The sequence below is a fragment of the Parabacteroides bouchesdurhonensis genome (assembly GCF_900186615.1).
GTDB classification, from domain to species: Bacteria; Bacteroidota; Bacteroidia; order Bacteroidales; family Tannerellaceae; genus Parabacteroides; species Parabacteroides bouchesdurhonensis.
The window spans coordinates 2,296,075-2,321,724 of sequence record NZ_LT896588.1 but is presented as its reverse complement, the minus strand read 5'-3'; the positions used below and the strand labels follow the sequence as shown (position 1 = coordinate 2,321,724).

Below are 25,650 nucleotides of genomic sequence, written 5' to 3'. Positions count from 1 at the left end.
AAAAAAGGCTGCCGAATTCATATATAAAATATCCTATAACAAGATTCTGAGGGATTGAAAGCCGATAGACAAAGGATAACAAGAATAAAAACAAAGGGTATATCAAAAATTTGATATACCCTTTGTTCATCGGTCATATAGAACAACCTCAGACTTTTATACTACTTATTAATAGAAGCGAATACGATTATCTTCTATATTAGCATTATTAACTAATGATTGAATAGCTTGGAATCCGAAACGATATGCATTCGCAGCATCCAATGAACGAATTTCATCCGCTTCATTATATTCTTTGTTTTCTTTATTCTTAGCATAAACACTGAATACATAAACGCCATTATTTCCTTGAACCGGAGCACCAATTTTACCTTCAGGAGTTAATGAAACCATTGCATTCAGTTTTGGCTCAACGCCAATACCTGCTATACGGCGTGTACCGAAACTAATAAACTTAACTGAATCTATAGATGCGCCCATTTCCTGTGCATAAGCATCAACGGAAGTCAGATTTTTAGCGCTTAATTCATTCGCGATCTTTTCTCCTTTTTTCTTATTAATCAGCTCAGCCTTCAATAAAGGAGCAACCATATCTACAGGACGATAACCTTCAGCAAGTGTTCCTTGCACAGCAGCAATAACAAACTTGTCATCACATTCAAAAATTTCAGAGACTTTACCTTTGTCATTCTGGAATGCCCAACGAATCACCGGACGAGAATTCTTGATCGAACCTAATGTCTGATTATCTTTCGTTACTGTAACATCAGAAATCACATTGTAACCAGCCTCTTTCGCAGCGTCGTCCAATTTGGCAATATCACTATTCTTTGAAATAAACTGATTCAATTCATTATATATATTACTGTAAGTTTTTGAGCTTGGAGATACAGACATATCTATATCAGCAACTTTATACTTATTTACATTCGCTGTCTTATCCGTAACTTTAACCAGATGTGTACCATATAAAGATTTAACGACAGCAACGTTATTCATAGGAGTTGAAAAGATCGCATTTTTAAAATCTTCATTAACGCCTCTTAAAGCGGTTGCTTCTGTAAACCAACCTAATTCACCACCTTTTTCAGCAGCCTGATCAGCAGAGAATTGCTTTGCCAGTTCTTCAAAGTTTCCGCCTTTTTTCAATACATTCATCAAGCTATCAGCTAAAGCAGCCGTTTCTTTCTCTGACTTTCCAGCCAGCATAATATGACTAACTTTTACAGAGTCCGGAGCATTAGTCTTATCAACGAGTTTGAACATTCTATATTTGTCATTCTCAAAAACAGGACCATAAACAGCACCTATTTCTGCTGTAGTAGCAAATTGTTTCAGTTCCGGATCAAATGCAGAAGCTGTAAAGAAAGCATCCATATAAGGAACTTCCGAATTTTCAGTCACCAGATCAGCCACTTTCTCTGTGCTGACAAGCTCTTCTTTAATACTTTCAATGTCAGCCTGTGCTTTATCATAATCTTCCTTACTTGGACGAATATCGACAGCGATGTACTTAATGACTTTACCTTCCTTCTGCTTGAACATTTCTTTACGCTGGTTGTACAACTTTTCAATTTCGCTCTTGCTCACCTGTACTGTTGAATCAGGAATCGAAGAATATGATTGCATAGCATAAATAATATCCGAACTTTCTGCATTTTCATCAAAGGCTTCCTTTGCATCCAGAGTATTTACAGCAACAGCCTTACTCAGCAATGTCGTATATTTTTCTTCAAGACGCTGACGTTTGATATTCTTTTCCCAGAACAACCAGAAGTTTTTAGCTTTAATCAATTCTGCCTGTTGATTGGCAGGATAATTTGCGATATTATCATCGCTAATTGTCTTTAAAAAGTTAAGCAATGCTGTTTTATCGAAAGCTCCGGTCTGAGGGTTCACAAACATCTGCATTTGTTGAATCAGAGGAGAGATATTTTCACCTTGAACCATATCGAACAATTCCTCAGGACTAACTCCCATACCTAATTGGGCGGTAGCTTCATCTAAAATGATTTCCTGTACCATTGCATCAAATACGGATTGACGAATCTGAGACATGTATTCCTCAGGCAGGCTCGTTGAACCGGTCTGCATTTTATACATTTCAGCCATTTCGTCTACACGTGACTGATAATCTTGAATTTTAACAATTTCGCCGTCTACTTTAGCAACTCTTTCTTGAGTTTGTCTGAAATAAGTCGAACCTGAATTCAAAAAGTCTCCAATAATAAAAGCAAACAATGCCAAACCAACAACGATGACAAGCAATCCTGCTTTGCTTCTAATTTTCTCCAGCGTAGCCATTTATCTTTATTTATTTTTTAAGTTTATTATTTCTCATTTAAGGGCACGAAGATACGAAAAAAATAATTCGTCACATCATTAAATCCTTTTTTTTCATCAATCAGCCACTTTCATACGTACAAGTTCTATTTTCGTTGCTGTAACTTTTATGATTTTAAAGGTGTATTTATCAATTACCACCGATTCGTGTAATTTTGGAAATTTCTGATAAAAATGAAGGATAAATCCGGCAATCGTTACATAATCATCAGACTCAGGCAGCTCAAGCCCAAACATTTCGTTCAAGGTATCAATTTCGATTCTTCCGGACAGCAAATACTCATTATCCCCTACCTTTTTCGCAATATGAGATTTCATATCGTGTTCATCTTCTATCTCTCCAAATATTTCTTCTACCAGGTCTTCCAGAGTTACAATGCCGGAAGTACCACCAAATTCATCAACAACAACCGCTAAGCTTTTCTTGTCTTGCATCAATAGTTTCATCAATTTATTAGCAGCCATTGTTTCCGGTACAATCGACACACTTCGTATACTTTGCGTCCAATCCTCCGGATGTTTAAAAAGCTCCGAAGAATGGATATATCCTATTATATCATCAATATTATCATTATAAACCAAGATTTTAGACAATCCTGTTTCTATAAACTTAGAGCGAAGTTCTTCTATAGTAACAGATGTATCACAAGCTACTATCTCTGTTCGGGGCACAATACAGTCCCGCAAACGGACATTTGAAAAGTCAAGAGCGTTCTGGAATATCTTCACTTCCGTATCCATATCCGAATTAGCAGGTGCATCCTCCAAACTTTGTTGGATAAAATAATCCAAGTCCACTTTCCCTAAAGTCCGGCCTGCTGTATTTTTCAGATTTTTCACACCTCCCAACCTTAAAAGCATAAAGGATAATAAAGATGAAAATTTAGAGATAGGATATAATACTATATATATAATAAAAAGAGGAACCGAGAATATCTTTAATGACAGGTTCGGATTCAGCTTAAATATTGTCTTTGGTATAAATTCTCCGGTAAACAAGATCAATATTGTGGAAATAATAGATTGTATAAAAACAATTAAAGCCTCGTTATTTACAAATTTAGCGATAAATGGTTCCAACAACATTGCCATCTGCAGGCCATAAACAACCAAAGCGATGTTATTGCCCACCAGCATAGTGGAGATAAACAGATTCGGATTTTTATAAAAGATATCCAATATCTTACTGATAAAACTCTTATCCTTCTTATCAAGCTCATAACGTAACTTATTAGAAGAAATAAAAGCAATCTCCATACCGGAAAAAAACGCAGAAAACGCTAACGATATTAATATGTATGATAAAGTTCCCACCTAATTATTTTTTACAGAATCCATTTTGACAAAAGGAGTCTCTGTTGTCTTATTGTTATCCGGCGCAGGTAACTCCTGCGGAGGTTGATCAACAGACGCTGTATCCGCCGGCATTTCTTTTACCGGGAAAATACCCGTAGAATTAAATATCTTATATTTTGTCATATCCGCATTCGATTCAAAACCAATACCTGTTATTATCTTATCAGTCTGTTCTATACGAATATATTTATCAGAATAAACCAATTCTTTCTTCTGATCCCAAAACAATAAAGAAGTTTGAAAATTCTCCCCCTGTAAATTTTCCACTTCAACGTTTCCTATCAGTTTCCACAATCCTTTTTTATCAAAATAATAGGCCGTATCAGCTTTAATACTGGCTTCTGTTTGAAAAACGGTATCAAATTTCTCCACATAAATACCTTCCGGAAAATACCAGTACGGTTCTGCTGCCTTCCCAAACATTAACCACTCTTTAGCCTTTACGCTGTATCTTGTTATTCCTGAATCAGAAATAAGGCTTGTTACTTCCGTCGCTTTCATTGTATACGTGCGTTCCGGATCAAACTCAACATCAACAACCTCATTATTTTCTTTTGAACAAGAAGCAGAAAACAAAAGAAGCATAACAACTACCGCCGGGATAGTTGTTATGCCTTGATTCGTATTCGTTTTACAAAGAAAACGTATTCCAAACATAATTATCTTACAGTTGTACGCTCTCCGATCCAGCCACCAACAGTGAAAGGTTTACCTTTCTCCAAATCCGGGTGCATAAAGATTTCTTCTGTAGAAGGAAGATGAGCCCGATATGTATTAATCAATCCATTAGCCTCTTCTGCAATACTTGGATCTACTTGTTTAGCTTTTTCAAATTTATCAATTGCAGCATAATAAACAGCTCTTGATAATACACCGTCATTCGGATATACAGATTTTGCAGTAGCTGCATACATTTTACCAATCATAAGATAAGGAGCGCCGTAATTCGGATTCAACTCTATTGCTTTCTGGCAATATTGTCTGGCTTTGGAATAACTGTTCTGTTCAAAGCACAACAAAGCAATCATATAATAATCGTCTGCTTTTGCAGCATTGTCTGTTTCCATATTTGCTGCTTCTTCAAAATACTTAATTGCTTTATCGTAATCTTTCGCCTTAACAGCTTGTTTAGCAATACCAATTGCAGCCTCAGCACTTGGTTCCTGTTTATATGCATAAGCAGAAGCGGCAAAATAAGCATCAATCTCCTGACAACGAACTCTTCTCAATAAAGAAATTACATCTTTCAAATAGTCTAGATTATCCTTATTTTCCTCAACTTTTTGAGCATACATATTCTGCAATGTTTCACAATCGGCAGCACCACTATTTGCAAAACTATTGTCTATACCTCCTTTAATTGTAGTGATAGCATCAATATCCTTTGTGTTGCCCGCAGCTTGTGCTGCCTTTAACTGTGACTCCAAAATAGCCGAAGCTTTCAGATAATCTTGAATATATTGCTCTTTAAAATTAGGATCTGCCAACATTTTCTGTAATGCCGAGAATGCAAATAAAGAAACGCCCAATGTTTCAGTATCATTTCCCTTTTCATTTACAATTTCGTTCAACCAATTATATACAACATTGTAATCGGCATTTTCTCCCATATACTGTATATAATCCTGAGCTTTACGGGAAATAATCCAATCTTTTCCATAGCGACGGTCATTTCCAAAATACTTAACACGTTTGTCATAAACACCCATTAAGTCATTAATAAGAGCCATCCTTTTAGCCGGATCCTTTTCATTTTGGATTTGCCAACCTACAATTCTTACCCCATACAGATAAATATCCTTAGTTGCCGCAGGACATTCATTATAAGCAATCTTCCAGAATTCCAGAGCATCCTTATAATTCCCGGCCTTTGCATAAGGACCAAATAAGCTAATATTGGTAATGCATCGGATACTATCTTCTCCCGATCCGAACTGAGTACCATTATCCACACCCTTTTGTGCATATGCTCCAAACATTCCCATGGAACATCCGGCAGCAATTAATAATACTTTGAGCTTCATATCTATTTCTATTAAAGTTAACTATTTATTAATCCACTTTTTTCTTAAAGAACCACAATTCATTAAACGTGTAATTCACAGTAAACCGAAAATACTGTTCATTAATCATCGTCTTTTCTTCCGGACGTACCTTTACATATTCAAAAGATACATTCACTAAAGAGCGGTTATCAATTAAGGGCAATCCAAAACCAATACTTGCCCCATATTCATTATAACTACCCGAAGCATATCCGTTTCCTTCCGACTGATTAATCTTCAGGTATGAATTACTATAATGGAAACCGGCACGGTATCGTACTTTACTTAAAAAGTTACGACCCTGGAAATCCGGAATAAATTCAGCACCTCCGGCAACACGAATACGGTTCTTAAAATCATCCTTACTATCAAAGAAACGCGCATTGCCCCATTCTTCGTATAAAAAGTCGGCAGCTAATGTCAATTTATTCTGCTTTACATATGAAATACCTGCTCCATAAGAGTTTGGTATATCGAATGCCTGATTTGTAATCGTATCCGCTACATTATCAACGACAGAACCACCGGATGTTAATTTCTGCAACGTATTATACGATTTAGCATTCAGGTGATTGCTCGGTGAATATACAAAACCTACGGTTATATTTTCTTTAGCACTGATAGGATGCGTATATTGGATACCAATATCCAGTTTATAATCCCGGACTTGCACCTCTTGCCTACGGGAAATATTATATCCCGGACTTGCAAAACTAACATTTTGCTCATGCGTAATGTTCCCAAATAAATAACCGGCATTTACGCCAATAGCCAGCCTTTTCTTCCAGAGATCTACAGATATACCTCCGTATGCTTCCGTTAAACCTCCTGTTCCGACATAAGACGCAACGGCATCCAAGCCTTCATCCTTATTACTTATCCTGCTTCCGTACTTATATCCTACATAAGAATAAGGTAATAGTCCGAAACTGAGAGCCACCCGTCTGCAAACCGGAAATTGCATCGCAATATATTCTACATTGCCATTTATATTTTTCTGGTTATTTGTTCCGTCATTGTACCATGATAATTGTCCCGAAGCACCAAAATCAAATAAGAAGGTAAGAGAATCCATACTGCTATATGATGCCGGATTCATAGGGTTTATCTGTTTTGACGAACGCAATCCATAACCAATACCTCCCATTGCGCGTCCTGCTCCGAATGAGCGATCCGCTAATTCGCCATAACCAAAACGAGTGTAAGGCGAATTTGTATTGTTTTGTGCCATTAATGACAACTGGGTGAATATAAGAATGCTTGTTATTATTACCTTATTAATTTTCAACATTATACTCTAAGATTCGATTTAATCCTGTCAACACTAAATTAATGTCTGCAAAGATGGAGTTTTTTAGCCGTCTTTCAAAATAAAACGAATGACCGCCTGTTAAAAAAACCAAAAGTTCAGGATATTTCACGCGTAAGCGATCTATATACCCGTCCATCTCATAGACTATCCCATTTACAACACCTGCCTGTATCGCCGTCTTAGTAGTCGTTCCAAGCAGAGGTATATTATCCGTTTCCGAAACCAAAGGCAACTTTTTTGTAAAAGTATTCAAGGCCTTAAACCGAGTGGTCATCCCCGGAGAGATATTTCCCCCCAGATAGATTCCGGAAGCCTCTATCAATTCATAAGTAATAGCTGTACCTGCATCTATTATCAAAATATCTTTTCCGGGACGTAAATAATTAGCTCCTACAACCGCAGCCAAACGGTCTTTTCCTAAAGTTTCAGGAGTTTCATACCGTACCGTTATCGGCAAAGATGTATTTTCATCCAAAAACACAAAACACGCCAGCTTACTTTTCAGAAAAGTAATCAATTCCTCATCCGTATCAATGACTGATGATAATATTCCGTGCGACAAATTGTACTTCTCCAAGAGCGGAGCTATAACCGACATCCCAAAGTCTTTATACACAAATGACGCTTCGATACGGCTTCCATTATATATAGCAACTTTCGATGACGTGTTCCCTTGTTCTATAATAAGATTCACTTCGCTGATATTTTCCGCAAAGAAACACAAAAATGACGAGATAACAGCAAGAACGAAAAAAAACATTCATATTCTTCCGAGGTAAAAACCAAATTCCATATTAAACTGTTTATGCTTTAAACAAGAAAACAGATTATGAATTACGGTATTAGTGTTATATTTAGAGCCATTCCATTACTCATGGCATTATTTTGTTTCAGTTACGGACTTTTTATATTCGATTCGGGAACAGAAACCGACCGGTTCGTTGCCGGACCTGTTGTATTTTCTCTGGGAATGATCTGCATTGCTCTTTTTGCTACGGCTGCAACCATCATCCGTCAGATTATCCACACATACAATTCTGTAGTAAAATACGCACTTCCTATAGTTGGGTATTTATCAGCAGTAATAACAGTAATAGGAGGATTATTTTTACTGACATTGCCCTCAGACTCTTCTTTATTTGTAGTAGGCCACGTAATATGCGGGGTTGGCTTCATTACTGCATGCGTAGCAACAACGGCAACTTCTTCTACCCGGTTCACCTTAATCCAGATTAATGCAAAAAGCGAAGACCCGCGTATTCCCAAAGAAGCTTTCACAAAAGGCCAAGCCGTTACACTCATATCCGTTTCCGTCATCATTGCAGTGATTACCTGGGTATGGGCTTTCAAACTATTATCTCAAAGCGGAGAGCATTCACAGTATTTCATTGCAGGACATGTTATGGCAGGTTTGGCCTGTATATGTACCAGTCTTGTTGCATTAGTTGCCACCATTGTACGCCAGATAAGAAATACCTATTCCAACTTCGAACGTAACTGGTGGCCGGGATTTGTATTATTCTTCGGTACATTAAGTATATTCTGGGGCTTGATTATTATGGGCATTGAAAATCCATTAAAGTCTACAACCGGATATATAATGGTAGGGCTGGGACTTGTATGTTACAGCATATCCAGCAAAGTCATTTTGCTGGCCAAAATATGGAAACGGGAATTCAAACTGGCCAACCGCATTCCGTTGATTCCTATATTCACGGCTCTGGCCTGTTTGTTCATGTCGTCTTATTTATTCGATATAGCAGAAAAAAGTGTCTTTTACTTTGTTCCCGCCCGCGTATTAGCCGGCTTAGGAGGCATCTGTTTTACCCTGTTTTCTATTGTCAGTATATTGGAAAGCGGTACTTCTACCAAATAAGTATGCTTTTATTATTAACATACGCCTGTATTTTTATTCTTTTGACCTAGGTCGAAATTAATTTTGAGCCAGGGCAAAATTGATTTTGAGCCAGGTCGTAATTGATTTTGACCCGGCTCAAAAGAATAAAATGTCGGGAACTTTTCACTAAAAAGAGCGATGTTCACAATTAATAAGTCCCATCTGAAAAGGCAATATCTTTTTATTGAAAAAATAAACATACCTTTGTGTCTCAAAAGACTATCAGGATGAGAAAAATAAAATATTCATTGCTCTTTCTACTTATATGTATTCAAGGATATACTCAAGTCCAATTAAGCGATAGCGCTCGAATAAGCATATTAACAAGTTCTCCATACGATGAAGAAGTTTACACGGTCTATGGCCATGCTGCAATACGGATAAATGACCCGTCACACAATCTAGATATTATTTTCAATTACGGATTGTTCGATTTTTCAAAACCCAACTTTATTTACCGTTTCGCAAAAGGGGAAACGGATTACAAGCTGGGCGTTATCGATTTTCAAAGCTACATTATAGAATATCAGATGAGAGGTAGCGAAGTAACCGAGCAAGTGCTCAACCTGACAACGGAGGAAAAAGGACACATTTGGCAGGCTTTATTGGAGAATTACCTGCCGGAGAACCGGGTGTACAGGTATAACTTTTTCTTCGACAACTGTGCCACGCGTCCGGCAGCTATTATAGAAAAGCAAATAACGGGACATCTTACCTATAATGATCCTCCACAGCCAAAGACATTTCGCGAGATGATTAATTATTGTACGCGTAACCATGCCTGGCTCACTTTCGGATGTGATCTGGCATTGGGAAGTCCTACCGACAGAGAAGCAACTCCCCATGAAATGATGTTCTTGCCCGAATATTTGAAAAATGAATTTGCAAAGGCTACTATTACAAATCCGGACGGAACTGTCAGGAAGCTTATTTCGGAGACAAACCGTCTGACTATTGCCGATGAAGACGCCGAATTTAATAATGAAGAGCTTTTCAGCCCCATTGTTTGCAGTTTGGCACTCTTTTTGTTAGTTTCATTAATAACCTATGTGGAATGGAGAAAGAAAAAATACTTTCTTATTATTGATTGTCTTTTATTCTCCATAGCCGGAATAGGCGGAGTTATATTATGTTTTCTTAGTTTTATATCCGTTCATCCATGTACATGGCCCAATTGGTCGCTCGTATGGTTGCAACCGCTGGATTTGGTAGCAGTAGTATTGTTTTCGGTAAAAAAGCTCAAGAAGGCTGCATATTATTATCATTTTATTAACTTTGCGGCGCTTACGCTAATGTTATTGGGTTGGCATTTCATTCCACAGCATTTGAATATAGCATTTATTCCGCTGGTAGCTACCTTATGGTTACGTTCGGGATATGGTATATACAGAGGGAATAACACGCTGATTAAATAATGTGCCGATGAACAAAAAAATTGGGCGTATAGTTTGAATATATGGAAAATCGAATGAGAAAAATTATATCCTCCCTTATTGCCATACTCGTGGTTACAAACCTTGAAGCGCAACAACACGCGCCCAAGCTAGTGGTATGTATCACGGTAGACCAATTAAAGGGAGACTATATTGAATACTTTTACAACACATTCGGCGAACGCGGTTTCAAACGCCTGCTAAACGAAGGTATTGTATACAATAATATACGCTTTGAATTTTCAGATATCGACCAGGCCAGTGCTTTTGCCACATTATTCACCGGGAGCAATCCTTGTTTCAGCGGAATAACCGGGAATAAAACATACGATTTTGAGAAGGAAAAGGAAATATCTATCCTTAATGACCCGGAGTATCTGGGAAACTACACGAAAGAGAATTATTCTCCCAAGAATTTATATAGTTCCACTATCGGAGACGAGCTAAAAATCGCATCTAAAGGAAGAAGCGACGTATTTTCAATCTCTCCGGATGCCGAAAGCGCTATTATATCTGCCGGACATGCCGCCAATGGTGCTTTCTGGATGGAGAACACAAACGGGAAATGGGCTACCACTACTTATTACAAGGGGCTTCCCTGGTATGTAGACCGCTACAACAATGGACCGGAAGCGCTTTCTGCCCGTCTGGAAACAATGGTATGGACGCCTTCTTTGCCCATTGAAAAATATAATGCTTTTCCATACGTATTAGACGATATTCCTTTCCGCTATGTATTTAAGGATAATACGATAAACTGCTACCCTAACCTTAAGACGACACCTTTCGTCAATAAGGAAATAAACCGTCTGGCTCTACAGTTCCTGGAATATGGGGCATTCGGTACACGCAGCTGTCCGGATATGCTGGCTATTACTTATTATGCCGGTAATTATCGGGGCATAATGAACAAAGAATACAGCCGGGAAATACAAGACACGTATTACCAGTTAGACCAGGATATTACAATATTACTGGATGCTATCGACAAAAAGGTAGGCCTAAGCAATACATTAATTGTGTTTACCGGTTCCGGATATTACAGAAGCGAAGAAGAATATCCCGACGGACTCATGGTTAACGGCGGAGAATTCCACCCAAAACGTTGTACGGCTTTACTTAATATGTATTTGATGGCTATTTATGGTCAGAAATATAATTGGGTAAAAGGATATTACAACAATCAGATCTACCTGAACAGAAAAGCGATAGAAGATGAGAAGCTTAGCCTGAAAGAGATACAGGAAAAGAGCGCGGAATTCCTTCTTGAATTTAGTGGTGTTCAACATGTAACGACCGATGCCGCCCTGCGCTCGGGAGACTGGAATGAAGGTACCGCCAAGTTCCGTCATGGAACTCATCATCTAGGACGTGGCGATTTAATTATAGAATTACAACCCGGATGGAAAATCAATAATGATAATCCAAAAGAAAAAGTTAAAATAATACGCAACAATGCTGTTATCACTCCGCTAATATTCATGGGCAACGGTTTAAAACCGCAACATATCTATCGTGAGGTGAAAGCTACCGAGATAGCCCCTACGATAACCCATATATTAAGGATCAGACCACCGAATGCAGCACAAGATTTACCGCTTCAAGAGTTAACCGTCAATAAATAACCGGGGTAACTTATATTCTTTAATTATTAATTTGATATAAATAAAAAACAACAATAAATCATGGGATTTAATGAATTCATGACGAAGCTGTTCGGCAACAAGTCGCAGCGAGACCTTAAAGAAATTACACCTTATGTAGAAAAGATTAAGGCTGTATATCCATCAATCCAGACATTATCCAACGATGAACTTCGTGCAAAGACAGACGAAATAAAACAACGTATTCAGGATTATGTTGCCGATGAACGGGCTAAAGTGGAAGAACTCCGCAAAGGTATTGATGATAAAGAACTGGAAGAACGTGAAACGATCTGGGCAGAAGTAGATAAAATAGAAAAGGAGATTACCGAAAAAATGGAAATTGTTCTGGAAGAATCTCTGCCTGAAGTTTTCTCTATAATGAAAGATACGGCACGCCGTTTTACCGAAAACCCGGAAATTGTTGTAACGGCTACCCAATTTGACCGTGACTTGGCTACCCAACATGACTTTGTACGCATAGAAGGTGATAAAGCGATCTATTCAAACCATTGGATGGCCGGCGGGAATGAAATCACTTGGGACATGGTACATTATGATGTGCAGCTGTTCGGTGGTGTCGTTCTTCATAAAGGTAAGATAGCCGAAATGGCAACCGGTGAAGGTAAGACTTTGGTGGCTACTCTTCCGGTTTTCCTAAATGCGTTGACCCGTAACGGTGTACATGTTGTAACCGTGAATGATTACCTGTCAAAACGTGACTCCGAATGGATGGGACCTTTATACATGTTCCATGGCCTTTCCGTAGATTGTATAGACAAACATCAACCAAACTCTGATGCCCGTCGTGCAGCTTACAACGCAGATATTACGTTCGGAACAAACAACGAATTCGGTTTTGACTATCTGCGTGACAATATGGCAATCAGCCCAAGTGACTTGGTACAACGCAAACATAATTATGCAATCGTCGATGAGGTAGACTCCGTATTGATTGATGATGCCCGTACTCCATTGATCATCTCCGGTCCGATACCCCGTGGCGAAGAACAGTTATTTGAACAATTCCGTCCAAACGTAGAGGTTGTGGTAAATGCACAAAAGGATCTTTGTTCCAAGATGTTGATAGAAGCCAAGAAAAAAATGGCCAGCAGCGATCCGAAGGTTGTGGAAGAAGGGACAGTGCAGTTATACCGTTCGTTTAAAGGTTATCCCCGTAATAAAGCCTTGATTAAGTATCTTAGTGAACAAGGCATCAAAGCCCAGATGTTGAAAACGGAAGAATATTTCATGTCGGAAAACATGCGTCACATGCACGAGGCAACCGATGAGTTATACTTTGTCATCGATGAAAAGAACAATAGCATTGAATTAACAGATAAAGGTATAGACTTGCTGACCGGCAAAACTGACGATCCTCACTTCTTTGTATTACCGGACATTGCGTCCGAATTGTCTCAACTGGAGAACATGCAAGGTTCGGAAGAAGATAAACAGGCGAAGAAAGATGAAATATTAGCAAATTACTCTGTTAAAAGTGAACGTGTACATACAATCAACCAGTTGCTGAAAGCTTATACATTATTCGAAAAGGATGATGAATATGTTGTAATGGACAACAAGGTTATGATTGTAGACGAACAAACAGGCCGTATTATGGATGGCCGCCGTTATTCAGATGGTTTGCACCAGGCTATTGAAGCTAAGGAAGGTGTAAAAGTAGAAGCTGCCACACAAACCTTTGCAACCATTACATTGCAGAACTATTTCCGTATGTACCACAAACTATCCGGTATGACAGGTACGGCAGAAACGGAAGCAGGAGAATTTTGGGATATCTATAAACTGGATGTTGTGGTTATTCCTACCAACCGTCCGATTGCCCGTAAGGACATGAACGACCGTATTTATAAAACAAAGCGTGAAAAATACAATGCAGTAATCGACGAAATCGTTGAGTTAACAGAAGCAGGTCGTCCTATCCTGGTAGGTACTACTTCTGTAGAAATATCCGAATTGCTAAGCCGTATGCTTACAATGCGTAAGATCAAACACAACGTATTGAATGCTAAACTGCACCAAAAGGAAGCGGAAATTGTAGCAACTGCCGGACAAAGCAGTACGGTAACTATCGCAACAAACATGGCAGGTCGTGGTACCGATATAAAACTGTCTCCGGAAGTAAAGGCGGCAGGCGGTTTGGCCATCATAGGTACTGAACGTCACGAAAGCCGTCGTGTAGACCGTCAGTTACGTGGTCGTGCCGGACGTCAGGGAGACCCGGGTTCATCTGTATTCTTTGTATCTTTGGAAGATGATTTGATGCGTTTATTCGCATCTGAGAAGATTGCTGGTTTGATGGACAAACTGGGATTCAAAGAGGGCGAAGTACTGGAACACAATATGCTGAGCAAATCTGTTGAACGTGCTCAGAAAAAGGTTGAAGAGAACAACTTCGGTATCCGTAAACGCTTGTTGGAATATGATGACGTTATGAATTCACAACGTAACGTAATCTATACCCGTCGTCGTCACGCGTTAATGGGTGAACGTATCGGACTAGACGTATTAAATACAATATATGATACATCTAATGCTATCGTTGAGCAACATGCCGACTTACAGGATTATGAAGGCTTTAAGCTGGAATTATTCAAGACTTTCGCTATGGAAAGTCCGTTTACGGAAGATGAGTTCAAGGGGACAAAGCCGGCTCAGTTGGTAGACAAATTGTTTGATGAAGCATTGTCGTTATTCAAACGTCGTATGGAACGCATGGCCCAGGTTGCAAATCCTGTAATCAAGCAGGTATACGAAAATCAAGGTGCCATGTATGAAAACATCATGATCCCTATCACTGACGGCAAGCGCATGTACAATATATCTTGTAATCTGAAGGAAGCGTATGAAACTGAAAGTAAGGTAATAACGAAGGCTTTCCAGAAATCAATCGTATTGCATACTATAGATGAAGCATGGAAAGAGCATTTACGCGAAATGGATGAATTACGCCATTCCGTACAGAATGCCAGCTATGAAAACAAAGATCCTTTACTGATCTATAAACTGGAGTCATACAACTTATTCAAGGATATGGTTGATACCATGAACCGTAAAACAGCGGCTATATTAATGCGTGGTCAGATACCTGTCCGTGAAGAACCTACAGCAGAGGAAAAGCAAGCTATGATGGCTAGACAAGCTGCAGAAGCTGCTGCACGCCAACGGATAGCCGTACAGCAAGCCGCTCCGGAACGTCATGAAGACATGAGTAAATACCGTGCGGAGAAAACAGATATCAGCGGTAATAACAATCCTGAACCACGTGCAGCCCAACAGCCTAAACAAGCACCGGTTCGTGCTGAAAAACGAGTAGGCCGCAATGATCCTTGCCCTTGCGGAAGTGGTAAAAAATATAAGAATTGTCATGGACAAGGATTATAATGTATAGACCGTTCACATAAAAGGGGTTGGTTACACCCTTATATATAAAAAGAGGAAGTTCTACTGATGAATTTCCTCTTTTTATTTAATGAGCAAACAAGAAGAATAAAGATTCCATTCTTATAGCAACGACTAACCGTTATTTTATTACCTTAATAATACAAAATAGTTTCAATTATATTTATAGAATTAAAAAAAATGGCGAAATATTTTGTACCTCTGCATGCTCTTACTAAATTAGCAAACATTACATTTTAAACTATAAAGAATAACCATGAAGAAAATTGTTTTAGCGTTGGCATTATGCCTGAGTGTTGGAAACCTGTTTGCACAAGACGCAGACAAATTGAGAGATGAAGGTGATGCAGCCTTAAAAGCCAAAGATTATGCAGGTGCTGTAGCCAAGTATGGTGAATACCTGAAAGCAACGGATTATAAAGATACTGTACGTATCTTCAATTGTGGTTTTGCAGCCAATCAAGTAAAAAATTATCCGGAAGCAGCTAAATACTTTGATATGGCTATTAAAATGAACTACAACATCGACGATTCTTATGTAGGTAAAGCAATGGCTCTGCGTAATCAAAACAAAACGGAAGAATTCTTAACTACAGTAGAAGAAGGTATCAAAGTAATACCGGCAGACAATAAAAACCGGGCAAATTTGGAAAAACTACTTTACGTTTATTGCATCAAGCAAGGTCAGGCAGCCCAGAAGAAAGGAGATTTGGCAGAAGCAGAAAAACTTTATAAAGAAGTATTAGACCTGTCTAACAAGACTTATCAAGGCAATGCCCTCTATAGCTTAGGATCGATGTTTTATGGCGACGGGGCAAAGATACTCCAGGCAGCAACTCCTATCGCAACGTCTGAGCCTGATAAATATAATGCGGAGAAAGCAAAAGCAGACGAAAAATTCAAGAAATCAAAAGACTATCTGACGAAGGCAATAGAGATCAATCCGAATGACGATAAATCCAAAAAGATACTGGATTCAATCAATGACATATTAAAATAAATACGTACATCCTTTAATAAAAAACTCCCGGACATTATGATCCGGGAGTTTTTTATATCACATTGTCAGAAAAAACTACTTTACAAAGAAACGGAATATATCATTACCATTTGCATAAAGTAATAAAGCAAACAGAATCGCCATTCCTGTTATTTGAGCATATTCCAAAAACTTATCACTGGGCTTGCGGCGTGCTATTACTTCATAAAGAAGGAACATAACGTGCCCACCATCAAGAGCAGGAATAGGAAGAATATTCATAAAAGCCAGAATAATTGAAAGGAAAGCCGTACGCTCCCAAAACAAACGCCAATCCCAGGAAGACGGAAACAGGCCGCCAATCGTACCAAAACCTCCTAAACTGGAAGCACCTTCTTTCGTAAAAACGTACTTCATATCGTTCACATATCCTTTCAGCGTATTTACTCCCAGCATAATTCCGGCCGGAAAAGACTCAAAGAATCCATATTTACGGGTAACTGTTTGATATAAATCGCTCGGCAACATAACAAAAACGCCAATCTTACCGGCTGTATCCGTTGTTAATGAGAGTGTCTCAAACTGTCCATTACGATAAAATCCAAGCTCAATTTCCTTGTTCTTATTCTGAGCCAGCATAGAAGAAGCGTCATCAAAAGTTGGAACGGATATGCCATTGATAGACACAATACTGTCTTTAGGTTGTATGCCGGCCAAAGCAGCAGGCGAACCACCGTCCAGTTCACGAACGATCATAGGGAAGCGATATGGATTGGCAAATCCTTTTTTATCACGCATAATACGCTGCATCATATCTTCCGGTATCGGAATTACTGTCTCTACGCCATCACGCAAAACAGTTACATTCTTCGCGTTTATAACAGCACGAACTGTTCCTTCATCATAACGTTCCAAATCCGCATTATCCGCTTTTAATAGAATATCACCGTCCCGGAAACCGATATTATGGAATGTTTCACTATAATCCATACCCATCTTCATATTCTTCAACGGCAGATAAGTATCTCCCCAAGTAAAGAGAACCATCGAATATATAAATAGAGCCAGTAAGAAGTTGAAAAGAACTCCGGCTACCATAATCATCAACCGTTGTCCGGCAGGCTTGGAACGAAATTCATACGGTTTTGCCGGCTGAGCCATTTGTTCCTTATCCATACTCTCATCAATCATGCCGGATATCTTGCAATATCCACCCAGCGGCAACCATCCAACACCATATTCCGTATCGCTGTTCTTCGGCTTATACTTAAACAGGGAAAACCACGGATCAAAGAAAAGATAGAATTTTTCCACCCTTACTTTAAAGATACGGGCAAAGATAAAGTGCCCGAATTCGTGGACAATCACCAATATAGATAAGCTCAGGATCAGCTGTAGTGCCTTAATCAAAAATGTTTCCATCTATTATCTGTTCTGTTTTTAAATTTGTTTCTACTTATTTTATTATGGAAGCGGCTATACGCCGGGCTTCTTCATCCGTAGCTACATAATCTTCATAAGAAGGAGTAGCAACAAATGATGCCTTTTCCATCGTTTTTTCTATTATATCACTCATCTGGAGAAAGCCTACCTCATCACGAAGGAAAGCAGCGACTACTACCTCATTTGCCGCATTCAATATACAAGGCATATTTCCTCCTTTTCCGGCAGCTTCAAAAGCAAACGCAAGGTTACGGAAACGCTTCATGTCCGGCTCTTCAAACGTAAGCGTCGAATATTGATTAAAATCTAAACGGGGAGCCATACTCTTCATCCGCTTTGGAAATGAGAAAGCGTAAGCAATAGGCAGTTTCATATCCGGAATACCGAGTTGGGCAATCACAGCACCATCTTCAAACTGAATCATCGAATGGATAACCGACTGCGGATGAACAACCACCTGTATCTGTTCCGGAGATACTCCAAAAAGCCATTTAGCCTCAATCATCTCGAACCCTTTATTCATCATTGATGCCGAATCAATTGTAATTTTTGCTCCCATCGTCCAGTTCGGATGCTTTAACGCCTGCGCCTTCGTTACAAGTGCCAGCTCATCCAAAGTCTTCGTACGAAAAGGACCGCCCGAAGCTGTAAGAAGAATTTTCTCTAACGGATTATCATAGCTACCAGCTAAACACTGGAAGATAGCAGAATGTTCCGAATCAACCGGTAGAACAGGAACTTTATGCTCCGAAGCAAGGCCTGTAATCAATTCACCGGCCACTACCAAAGTCTCTTTATTGGCAAGAGCAATAGCTTTTCCCGCTTTGATGGCTGCTATAGTAGGTTTTAAACCCGAATAGCCAACCATAGCCGTAAGTACCATATCTATAGGTTCGGACTGAACGACTTGAGCGATAGCGTCCGATCCAGCCCAGACCTTAATAGGCAGGTCTTCCAACGCTTCTTTCAGTTCCGGATATTTCTGTTCGTTTGCAATAACGACCACCTCAGGCATATATTTCCGTGCCTGGTTTATCAGCAAATCTACCTGGTTATTGGCTGTAAGGGCATACACTTCAAACAAGTCTGCATGTTCACTAACTACTTCCAATGCCTGGGTCCCGATAGAACCAGTAGAGCCCAATATTGCTAATTGTCTTTTCATAGGATGTTTAAAACGCTATATAATCTTCAGGATTGACGGGACTACCTTTATACCATAACTCAAAATGCAAATGAGGTCCGGTAGAGAGTTTCCCCGTATTCCCCACCAAGGCAATAGCCTCACCAGCGACAACATGATCGCCGATTTCCTTCAATAGAAGTTCATTATGTTTATAAATAGAAAGGAAACCGTTCTTATGCTGTATCTGGATCACATTCCCATAATTAGGATCATATCCGGTAAAAACAACAGTTCCGTCTAACGTTGACAAAACACTTTCTTTAGGTGAAGCAGCTATGTCCACACCGAAGTGACGGATATCGGCCTCATAATGGGAAGATACAATTCCATTCACTGGTTTATAAAAGAAAATACCATCCGTAGGAACCGGATTCGGATTAAGTACGGCAAGGTTATATTTCTCATCATCTTCAAAAGCCTTCACAAAATTACTTTCATTTTCACTGCGTGGTATATCATAATCGGCATTGACATGCGCCAAAGAATCTATCTCACGGATAGAATCAATAGGTGTTGTACCAGTCAGGATACCTACCACATTCTTTAAATAAAGAGATTGTACAGCCATCATTCTTTCCAAAGAATCCGCTCGCAAAGCATTTTGCATTATCTCTTTCCTCACTTCAATATCCAAATAGCCAGGAAGATAGTTTCGAATTGGCGTTTTAATAATAATCAAGGCGGTCACGGCAATCAGGACTAAAGCAAATAAAGCCAATGATGAGAAAGCCGACAGCCGAGACAAGCGGAAAGACCAAACCTCCTCCAATGTCGTTTCATTAAAAAAGGATAGTTTGTATTTGAAACGAATCCGATGCCAAAATGATTTAGTATTTTTCTGTTTCTTTTTCTTTAATGCCATGTCCTTCTCTTCTTTTATAAATCCAGCAACCCTTCAGGAAGAGAAACGGTAAGACGTTTATTTTCATGATCGACGTCCGTTATCAAATCTTCCACTGCCGGAAAGAGAATATCCTCTCCTTCATATTTTACTTGAAAAAGTACATTAATAGTACTATCGTCCACATCCGTTATATTGCCCAGTTCTCCCAAACGTTCATCTGTAACCATATAGCCTATAAAGCTATCCCATGTCATATCTCCTACCAGATCACTGTCTTCAACAGCATTCAACGGATAAAAGACTTCCCTATTGACAAATTCCCGGGCAGCGTCCTCATTATCCACATATTCCAGTTTCACCAAAACAACACTGTCACTCTTATAACGATAATCTTCAATAAAGAAAGGCACCAGGATACCATCAATGTCACAAACCACATAAGGATCATCCGTATCATCAAAGACATCACTATTGGTAATTAAAGACAACTCGCCCTTAATACCGTGTGGCTTGGCAAACAGCCCTATCTTGAATACCTCTTCTTTCTTTATCATGGCTTTATTTTTTAAAGTCTGGTAATACGTGCACCAATGCTATTCAGTCGTTTATCAATATCCTGGTATCCGCGGTCTATCTGATCTATATTGTGAATCCGGCTTGTACCCTCTGCACTCATGGCAGCAATCAGCAAGGCAATGCCGGCACGAATATCTGGCGACACCATCGTTGCCCCCCGTAATTTAAATCGATTACCCAATCCGATAACCGTTGCGCGGTGAGGATCGCAAAGAATAATCTGCGCTCCCATATCAATCAGTTTATCGACAAAAAACAAGCGACTTTCAAACATCTTTTGATGAATCAGCACACTGCCAACAGCCTGAGTGGCCACAACCAGAAACACACTCAACAAATCTGGAGTCAGTCCCGGCCAAGGGGCATCGGCAATTGTCATAATAGAACCGTCAATAAAAGTCTCTATTTCATAAGTGTCATGCGTAGGAATATGTATATCGTCACCTTGTTGTTCTACACGGATACCAAGACGGCGGAAAGATTCCGGAATAATTCCCAGTTTATCATAACCCGTATTTTTAATCGTAATATCAGAAGCTGTCATCGCTGCCATTCCAATAAAACTGCCAACCTCAATCATGTCAGGCAAAATAGTATGCTCCGTTCCGCCCAAAGCATCTACCCCTTCTATTGTAAGCAGATTTGAGCCAACCCCGGAAATACGTGCCCCCATACGGTTAAGCATAGAAGAAAGTTGTTGCAAATAGGGTTCGCAAGCAGCATTATAGATAGTCGTTGTTCCTTCGGCCAACACGGCCGCCATTAAGATATTGGCAGTTCCGGTTACCGAGGCCTCATCCAGAAGCATATAAGCTCCTTTTAGTCTGCGTGCTTCTATTTCATACAACTGACGTTCTGTATCATAACGGAAACATGCTCCCAACTTTTGAATACCAACAAAGTGAGTATCCAAGCGACGGCGGCCTATTTTATCTCCTCCCGGCTTTGGTATCATGGCCTTACCGAAACGGGCAACCAAAGGCCCTACAATCATGATAGAACCACGGAGACTGGTACTCTTACGAAGAAATTCATCAGTAGTCAGATAATCCAGATCTACCGCATCGGCCTGAAAGGTATAAGTACCGGCACCGGGATGCTCTACTTTTACCTGCATATCACGCAATAGTTGAATCAGATTATTTACGTCAAGTATATCGGGTATATTGTGAATCGTTACTTTTTCAGCGGTCAGTAATACGGCGCAAATAACTTCCAAAGCTTCATTCTTAGCGCCTTGGGGGGTAATCTCTCCGGATAACTTATAGCCACCTTCTATAACAAACGAGCTCATCGTCCTTTACGGGTATAGTTTTTCTTATTATTTCGAGCGAGAATATCACGGCTTTCAGCCAATTTATGCACTTCTTCATCCAAAATAATTTTACCGTCAGACAACTCATCCAAATCTTTAAATATTTTCCGGTCGTCTACCGATTCTTTATTCCAGTTAAGAAACGATTTCTTCATCTGAGTTGCCAACAATTTGATAAGCTGATCTCTTTCCGTACCATTTTCCAACTCGGTAGCTTTTCGGATCATAAGTTCAAGCGTCTTTCCGTAATGACGGTAACGGATACGGGAGTTATTATACGGAATACGAGGCGGACGCGAATATAAATCTTCCTTCTTTATAATTTCATACGGATAATCTATATCCAGTTTAAAATCCGCCATAATAGCCAAGTGATCCCAAAGTATATGCTTAAAATCATTTACGTCACGCAAGTGGGGAAACATATTTCCCATAATGTTTATAATAGTATTGGCACAACGTTTCCGTTCTTCCCTGTCTTGGATAGCAACACAATAGTCCACCATATTCTGGATATTACGTCCATATTCCGGCAATGCCAATTTCTTTTCTTCTGTATTATATTTCATTCCTTCAATGTTGTTTAGTTTGCAAAGTTATACATTATTATCGACTAAAAGGAATGAGGGTTGATAAAAAACGCAAATAACAAAGGCTGTTATATTCATTATGCCCTGTCTGTTCTACGCAACGGAACCGGACGAAGCCATGTTAATACTCTCCAAAGCCATTCAACCGGGCCATAATAAAAACGCTTAATCCACCAGTTACTATACAGTATCTGTAGGGCACAAAAGGCAATTCCAACCAAAAAGCTCTGTAAATAATCCAGATGTACGGCCCCGTTGAAACCAAAACCATAAAAGATAATAACACCACACATGCTTTGTGCCATATAATTGGTAACACTCATTCGTCCTACAGGGGCCATATAGTCTAATATTTTACGTCCGCCATATTGATAATAAAGCAAAACCAAGCCGCTAATATAGACCATCATTTGTCCTAAGTTACCATAAGTCTTAAACATTGTTTTTCCAACTTGCAAAGCAAAACCGTCCACACCCATTGCCGGCAGAAAAAACGCTATAGCGTAAAACGCAGCAAACCATACCAGTGCATACGGTAACACCAACTTGCTATATTTTATCATCTTTTCTTCACTTTTATGTATGCCCGCACGTCCGATAAGCATTCCGACGATAAACAAACCTAGCAATTGCAGGTAACGGAAATTGTTAAATACCCAAAGCACTTTGGCATACTGTCCTTTCCAGAGATTAAAGTCTATCACATCACAAAACGATCCGTTGATGAAGATAGCGGCACACACATCATACAAATGATTCATGTACGAAACGGCTTCCGTCGGTTCATTCGGCACATTATTTTCCAACAAAGAAATAAAGCGGATGATAGCAGGTACCTGCAAGAACAATAATACAGCAAATACAATCAGCCAGCGTGTAGGAACTTTATAAAGAGGAATCAGGAATACCCCTAACACAGCATAAACAACAAAAAACTCACCTAGATAAAGAAGTCCGTTTATATATCCGAATACTAACAACAAGGCTAAACGCCACAAAAAACGTCCGCGAAAATCAACTCCCTTAGCAGCCTGCGAATCCATCTGCATAAAGAAACTTAATCCGAATAAAAGGGAAAACATGGCATAGGATTTCCCCGCAAACAGAAACCGGAGACTATCAAAAACAAATGTATCCACTTGCTGCCAGAAAGGATTTTCAACAACCGGCACCAGTGTAAGGTCAAAACGCTCCATGCAATGAAGCAACATAATGCCTATAAGGGCAAATCCACGCAAGGAATCTATTGAAGTAATACGCCGGGGTGGCGTTATTGAAGATAATATATGGTTCATTTTATAATCCGATAAAAACGAATCCCCCAAACAAACCCGAATACGGATATTGTCCAGGGGATTACATTACTGAAACACTTAAAAAGCCTGTTATTTTGACAAAGCGTTAATCACCGCTTCATTTGCTTTCTTTACAGCATTTTCATTAATTTTGACCACTTTACGATCGTAAGTCATCAATCCGTTAACTTCACCTTCCACGTCTGTAGTCTGTGTATATACGGCAGCAGAGAAGCCTTTTGGAACTAAGTTTTTCAGCTCATTGGCATACTTCACATATTCAGCCGTTACTTCATCACCATTCTTAAACTGTACATATCCCCAGTTTCGTTTGTTCCACCACAAATGATTTTCAACAGGCAGACCAATACCGCCATATTCACCCAAAACAGTTACACGCTGCGGATCGAAAAGGAACATATCAGGTGCCGGATAATTATGTAAGTCCAAGATATCACCGCAAGGACGATGGTTACCACCACTTGCCGGATTCACCAGACGTGAAGGATCATAAGATTTAGTCCATTCAACTACTTTTTCAGTATCAAACTGTCCCCATGCCTCATTGAAAGGAACCCATACAACCACAGAAGGATTAGACATGCAGAAATCCATGATCTCTTTCCATTCCTGGTAGTAATTGACAATTGATTCCGGTGTGCGTTGATGATCTTTTCCGCCGTTATATACGTGATGTTCCCACATATAAGAACCATGATCTCCGCTAGGCATATCCTGCCATACCAAAATACCTTCCTTATCGCAATGGTAATACCAGCGTGCCGGTTCAACCTTCACGTGTTTACGGATCATATTAAATCCCCAGTCTTTTGTTTTCTTTATATCGTACAGCAACGCTTCATCCGTAGGTGCAGTGTATAAACCATCAGGCCACCATCCCTGATCCAACGGACCGAACTGGAATAAATCCTGATTGTTTAGCTGCATACGCATGATACCGTTAGCATCTCTCTTTGAAGAGATTTTACGGAATGCTGTATATGATTTTACTTCGTCAAGAACTTTGCCATTCTTAGATAAAGAGACCTTCATGTCATACAGATAAGGAGTAGCCGGACTCCATAACGTAGGATTTTGTACTGCCAAACGCAATTCTTCACCCTGTACGCCTTTTGCCGAAGCAATAACATTACCTTTATCCAACAGTTTTACTTCTACTATTCCAGCAGGACATTCCACAGAAGTAGCAACTGTTACACTCATTGAATTATTATCAATATTCGGAATTGACTTAACCGATTTGATATGATTTGTTGCTACCGGTTCCAGCCAAACGGTCTGCCAGATACCAGTCACCGGAGTATACCAGATGCTTTCAGGGTTAGATACTTGCTTTCCGCGAGGTTGATACCCTTTGTCGCTTGGATCCCATACACGAACTACCAATTTCTGATTGTTAGAGCCATTTAAGTAAGGACTGATATTAAAAGAGAACGGAGTAAAACCACCCTTATGAGAACCGATCAGAATATCATTTACATAAACGTCGGCTTTCCAGTCTACTGCGCCAAAGTTCAACATTATGTTTTTATTCTTCCAGGCAGAAGGGATGGAGAAGGAGCGTTTATACCACAGTTCATTCTTGTCTCCAACTTCTTTTTGTACGCCGGATAAAGAAGATTCTACTGCAAATGGCACTAATATCTTTCCATCAAACGAAGTTGGTTCTACTTCTCCTATCGGCTTAATGGCATAATCCCATTCGCCATTCAGGTTTACCCAGTCGGCACGTTCCATTTGCGGACGAGGATATTCAGGCAATACGTTTTTCGGATTTACCTGTTCCGCCCACTGTGTTTTGATTTTGTCGCCTGCCGGCTTCCACTGTGCCTGTGCGCACACAGCTAAAACTAAGGTGCAACCAATTAATACATTCTTTCTCATGCGAATTCAGATTTATAAGTTAATAATTCATTAATAATCGTTTTGTTAAATACTTCCTTGTCCCG

General features: G+C 39.5%; 19 protein-coding genes. 5 read left to right on the top strand and 14 right to left on the bottom strand.

Going from position 1 to position 25,650, the window contains the following annotated elements; all coding sequences use genetic code 11:
• Positions 1–168: 168 nt before the first annotated feature.
• The 6 genes from C1721_RS10035 to C1721_RS10010 form a co-directional block, all read right to left on the bottom strand.
• Positions 169–2,304, bottom strand: coding sequence for a peptidylprolyl isomerase (locus tag C1721_RS10035; protein WP_102408215.1), 2,136 nt, complete (start codon positions 2,302–2,304; stop codon positions 169–171).
• Between the two features lie 96 nt (positions 2,305–2,400).
• The gene (locus C1721_RS10030; protein WP_102408214.1) at positions 2,401–3,657 is read right to left on the bottom strand and encodes a hemolysin family protein; all 1,257 of its coding nucleotides are present in this window, start codon (positions 3,655–3,657) and stop codon (positions 2,401–2,403) included.
• Complete coding sequence (lptC, locus tag C1721_RS10025; RefSeq protein WP_102408213.1) at positions 3,658–4,356, bottom strand: LPS export ABC transporter periplasmic protein LptC; 699 nt, start codon at positions 4,354–4,356, stop codon at positions 3,658–3,660.
• A 2-nt stretch (positions 4,357–4,358) separates the two neighbouring features.
• Positions 4,359–5,723, bottom strand: a complete 1,365-nt coding sequence (locus tag C1721_RS10020) for a tetratricopeptide repeat protein (protein WP_102408212.1) — start codon at positions 5,721–5,723, stop codon at positions 4,359–4,361.
• Positions 5,724–5,751: 28 nt separating this feature from the next.
• Complete coding sequence (bamG, locus tag C1721_RS10015) at positions 5,752–7,035, bottom strand: BamG family beta-barrel-assembly machinery protein (RefSeq protein WP_102408211.1); 1,284 nt, start codon at positions 7,033–7,035, stop codon at positions 5,752–5,754.
• Positions 7,022–7,816 (bottom strand): type III pantothenate kinase, encoded by a 795-nt coding sequence (locus tag C1721_RS10010; protein ID WP_102408210.1) that lies wholly within the window; start codon positions 7,814–7,816, stop codon positions 7,022–7,024. The genes bamG and C1721_RS10010 overlap by 14 nt, the downstream gene beginning before the upstream one ends.
• Positions 7,817–7,885: 69 nt before the next feature.
• Here C1721_RS10010 and C1721_RS10005 point away from each other — a divergent pair, with 69 nt between their 5' ends.
• The 5 genes from C1721_RS10005 to C1721_RS09985 all read left to right on the top strand — a co-directional run bounded on the left by C1721_RS10005 (position 7,886) and on the right by C1721_RS09985 (position 16,452).
• The gene (locus tag C1721_RS10005) at positions 7,886–8,932 is read left to right on the top strand and encodes a DUF2776 family protein (protein ID WP_102408209.1); all 1,047 of its coding nucleotides are present in this window, start codon (positions 7,886–7,888) and stop codon (positions 8,930–8,932) included.
• A gap of 248 nt (positions 8,933–9,180) precedes the next feature.
• Positions 9,181–10,368 (top strand): lipoprotein N-acyltransferase Lnb domain-containing protein, encoded by a 1,188-nt coding sequence (locus C1721_RS10000; protein WP_102408208.1) that lies wholly within the window; start codon positions 9,181–9,183, stop codon positions 10,366–10,368.
• A gap of 53 nt (positions 10,369–10,421) precedes the next feature.
• Entirely contained in the window at positions 10,422–12,011 is a 1,590-nt protein-coding gene (locus C1721_RS09995; RefSeq protein ID WP_102408207.1) for an alkaline phosphatase family protein, read from the top strand.
• A gap of 60 nt (positions 12,012–12,071) precedes the next feature.
• A complete protein-coding gene (secA, locus tag C1721_RS09990; RefSeq protein ID WP_102408206.1) occupies positions 12,072–15,434 on the top strand; it encodes a preprotein translocase subunit SecA in 3,363 nt (1,120 codons plus the stop codon).
• Between the two features lie 274 nt (positions 15,435–15,708).
• Positions 15,709–16,452, top strand: coding sequence for a tetratricopeptide repeat protein (locus C1721_RS09985; RefSeq protein WP_102408205.1), 744 nt, complete (start codon positions 15,709–15,711; stop codon positions 16,450–16,452).
• A 75-nt stretch (positions 16,453–16,527) separates the two neighbouring features.
• On the opposite strand, the gene rseP is transcribed toward C1721_RS09985, so the two are convergent.
• From rseP to C1721_RS09945, 8 genes are all read right to left on the bottom strand, one after another.
• Positions 16,528–17,853, bottom strand: coding sequence for an RIP metalloprotease RseP (rseP, locus tag C1721_RS09980; RefSeq protein WP_102408204.1), 1,326 nt, complete (start codon positions 17,851–17,853; stop codon positions 16,528–16,530).
• Between the two features lie 34 nt (positions 17,854–17,887).
• Positions 17,888–19,039 (bottom strand): 1-deoxy-D-xylulose-5-phosphate reductoisomerase, encoded by a 1,152-nt coding sequence (locus C1721_RS09975; protein WP_102408203.1) that lies wholly within the window; start codon positions 19,037–19,039, stop codon positions 17,888–17,890.
• A 7-nt stretch (positions 19,040–19,046) separates the two neighbouring features.
• Positions 19,047–19,922: a M23 family metallopeptidase gene (locus C1721_RS09970; RefSeq protein WP_102408202.1), complete on the bottom strand. Its 876-nt coding sequence runs from the start codon at positions 19,920–19,922 to the stop codon at positions 19,047–19,049.
• 14 nt (positions 19,923–19,936) lie between these two features.
• Positions 19,937–20,458, bottom strand: coding sequence for a ribosome maturation factor RimM (gene rimM / locus C1721_RS09965; protein ID WP_102408201.1), 522 nt, complete (start codon positions 20,456–20,458; stop codon positions 19,937–19,939).
• A gap of 11 nt (positions 20,459–20,469) precedes the next feature.
• Positions 20,470–21,774, bottom strand: coding sequence for a UDP-N-acetylglucosamine 1-carboxyvinyltransferase (murA, locus tag C1721_RS09960; protein WP_102408200.1), 1,305 nt, complete (start codon positions 21,772–21,774; stop codon positions 20,470–20,472).
• Positions 21,771–22,364: a DUF4290 domain-containing protein gene (locus C1721_RS09955; protein WP_102408199.1), complete on the bottom strand. Its 594-nt coding sequence runs from the start codon at positions 22,362–22,364 to the stop codon at positions 21,771–21,773. Before C1721_RS09955 ends, murA begins: the two co-directional genes overlap by 4 nt.
• A gap of 98 nt (positions 22,365–22,462) precedes the next feature.
• Positions 22,463–23,680: a DUF418 domain-containing protein gene (locus C1721_RS09950; RefSeq protein WP_102408198.1), complete on the bottom strand. Its 1,218-nt coding sequence runs from the start codon at positions 23,678–23,680 to the stop codon at positions 22,463–22,465.
• A gap of 90 nt (positions 23,681–23,770) precedes the next feature.
• Positions 23,771–25,585, bottom strand: coding sequence for a glycoside hydrolase family 2 protein (locus C1721_RS09945; protein WP_102408197.1), 1,815 nt, complete (start codon positions 25,583–25,585; stop codon positions 23,771–23,773).
• Positions 25,586–25,650 lie beyond the last annotated feature (65 nt).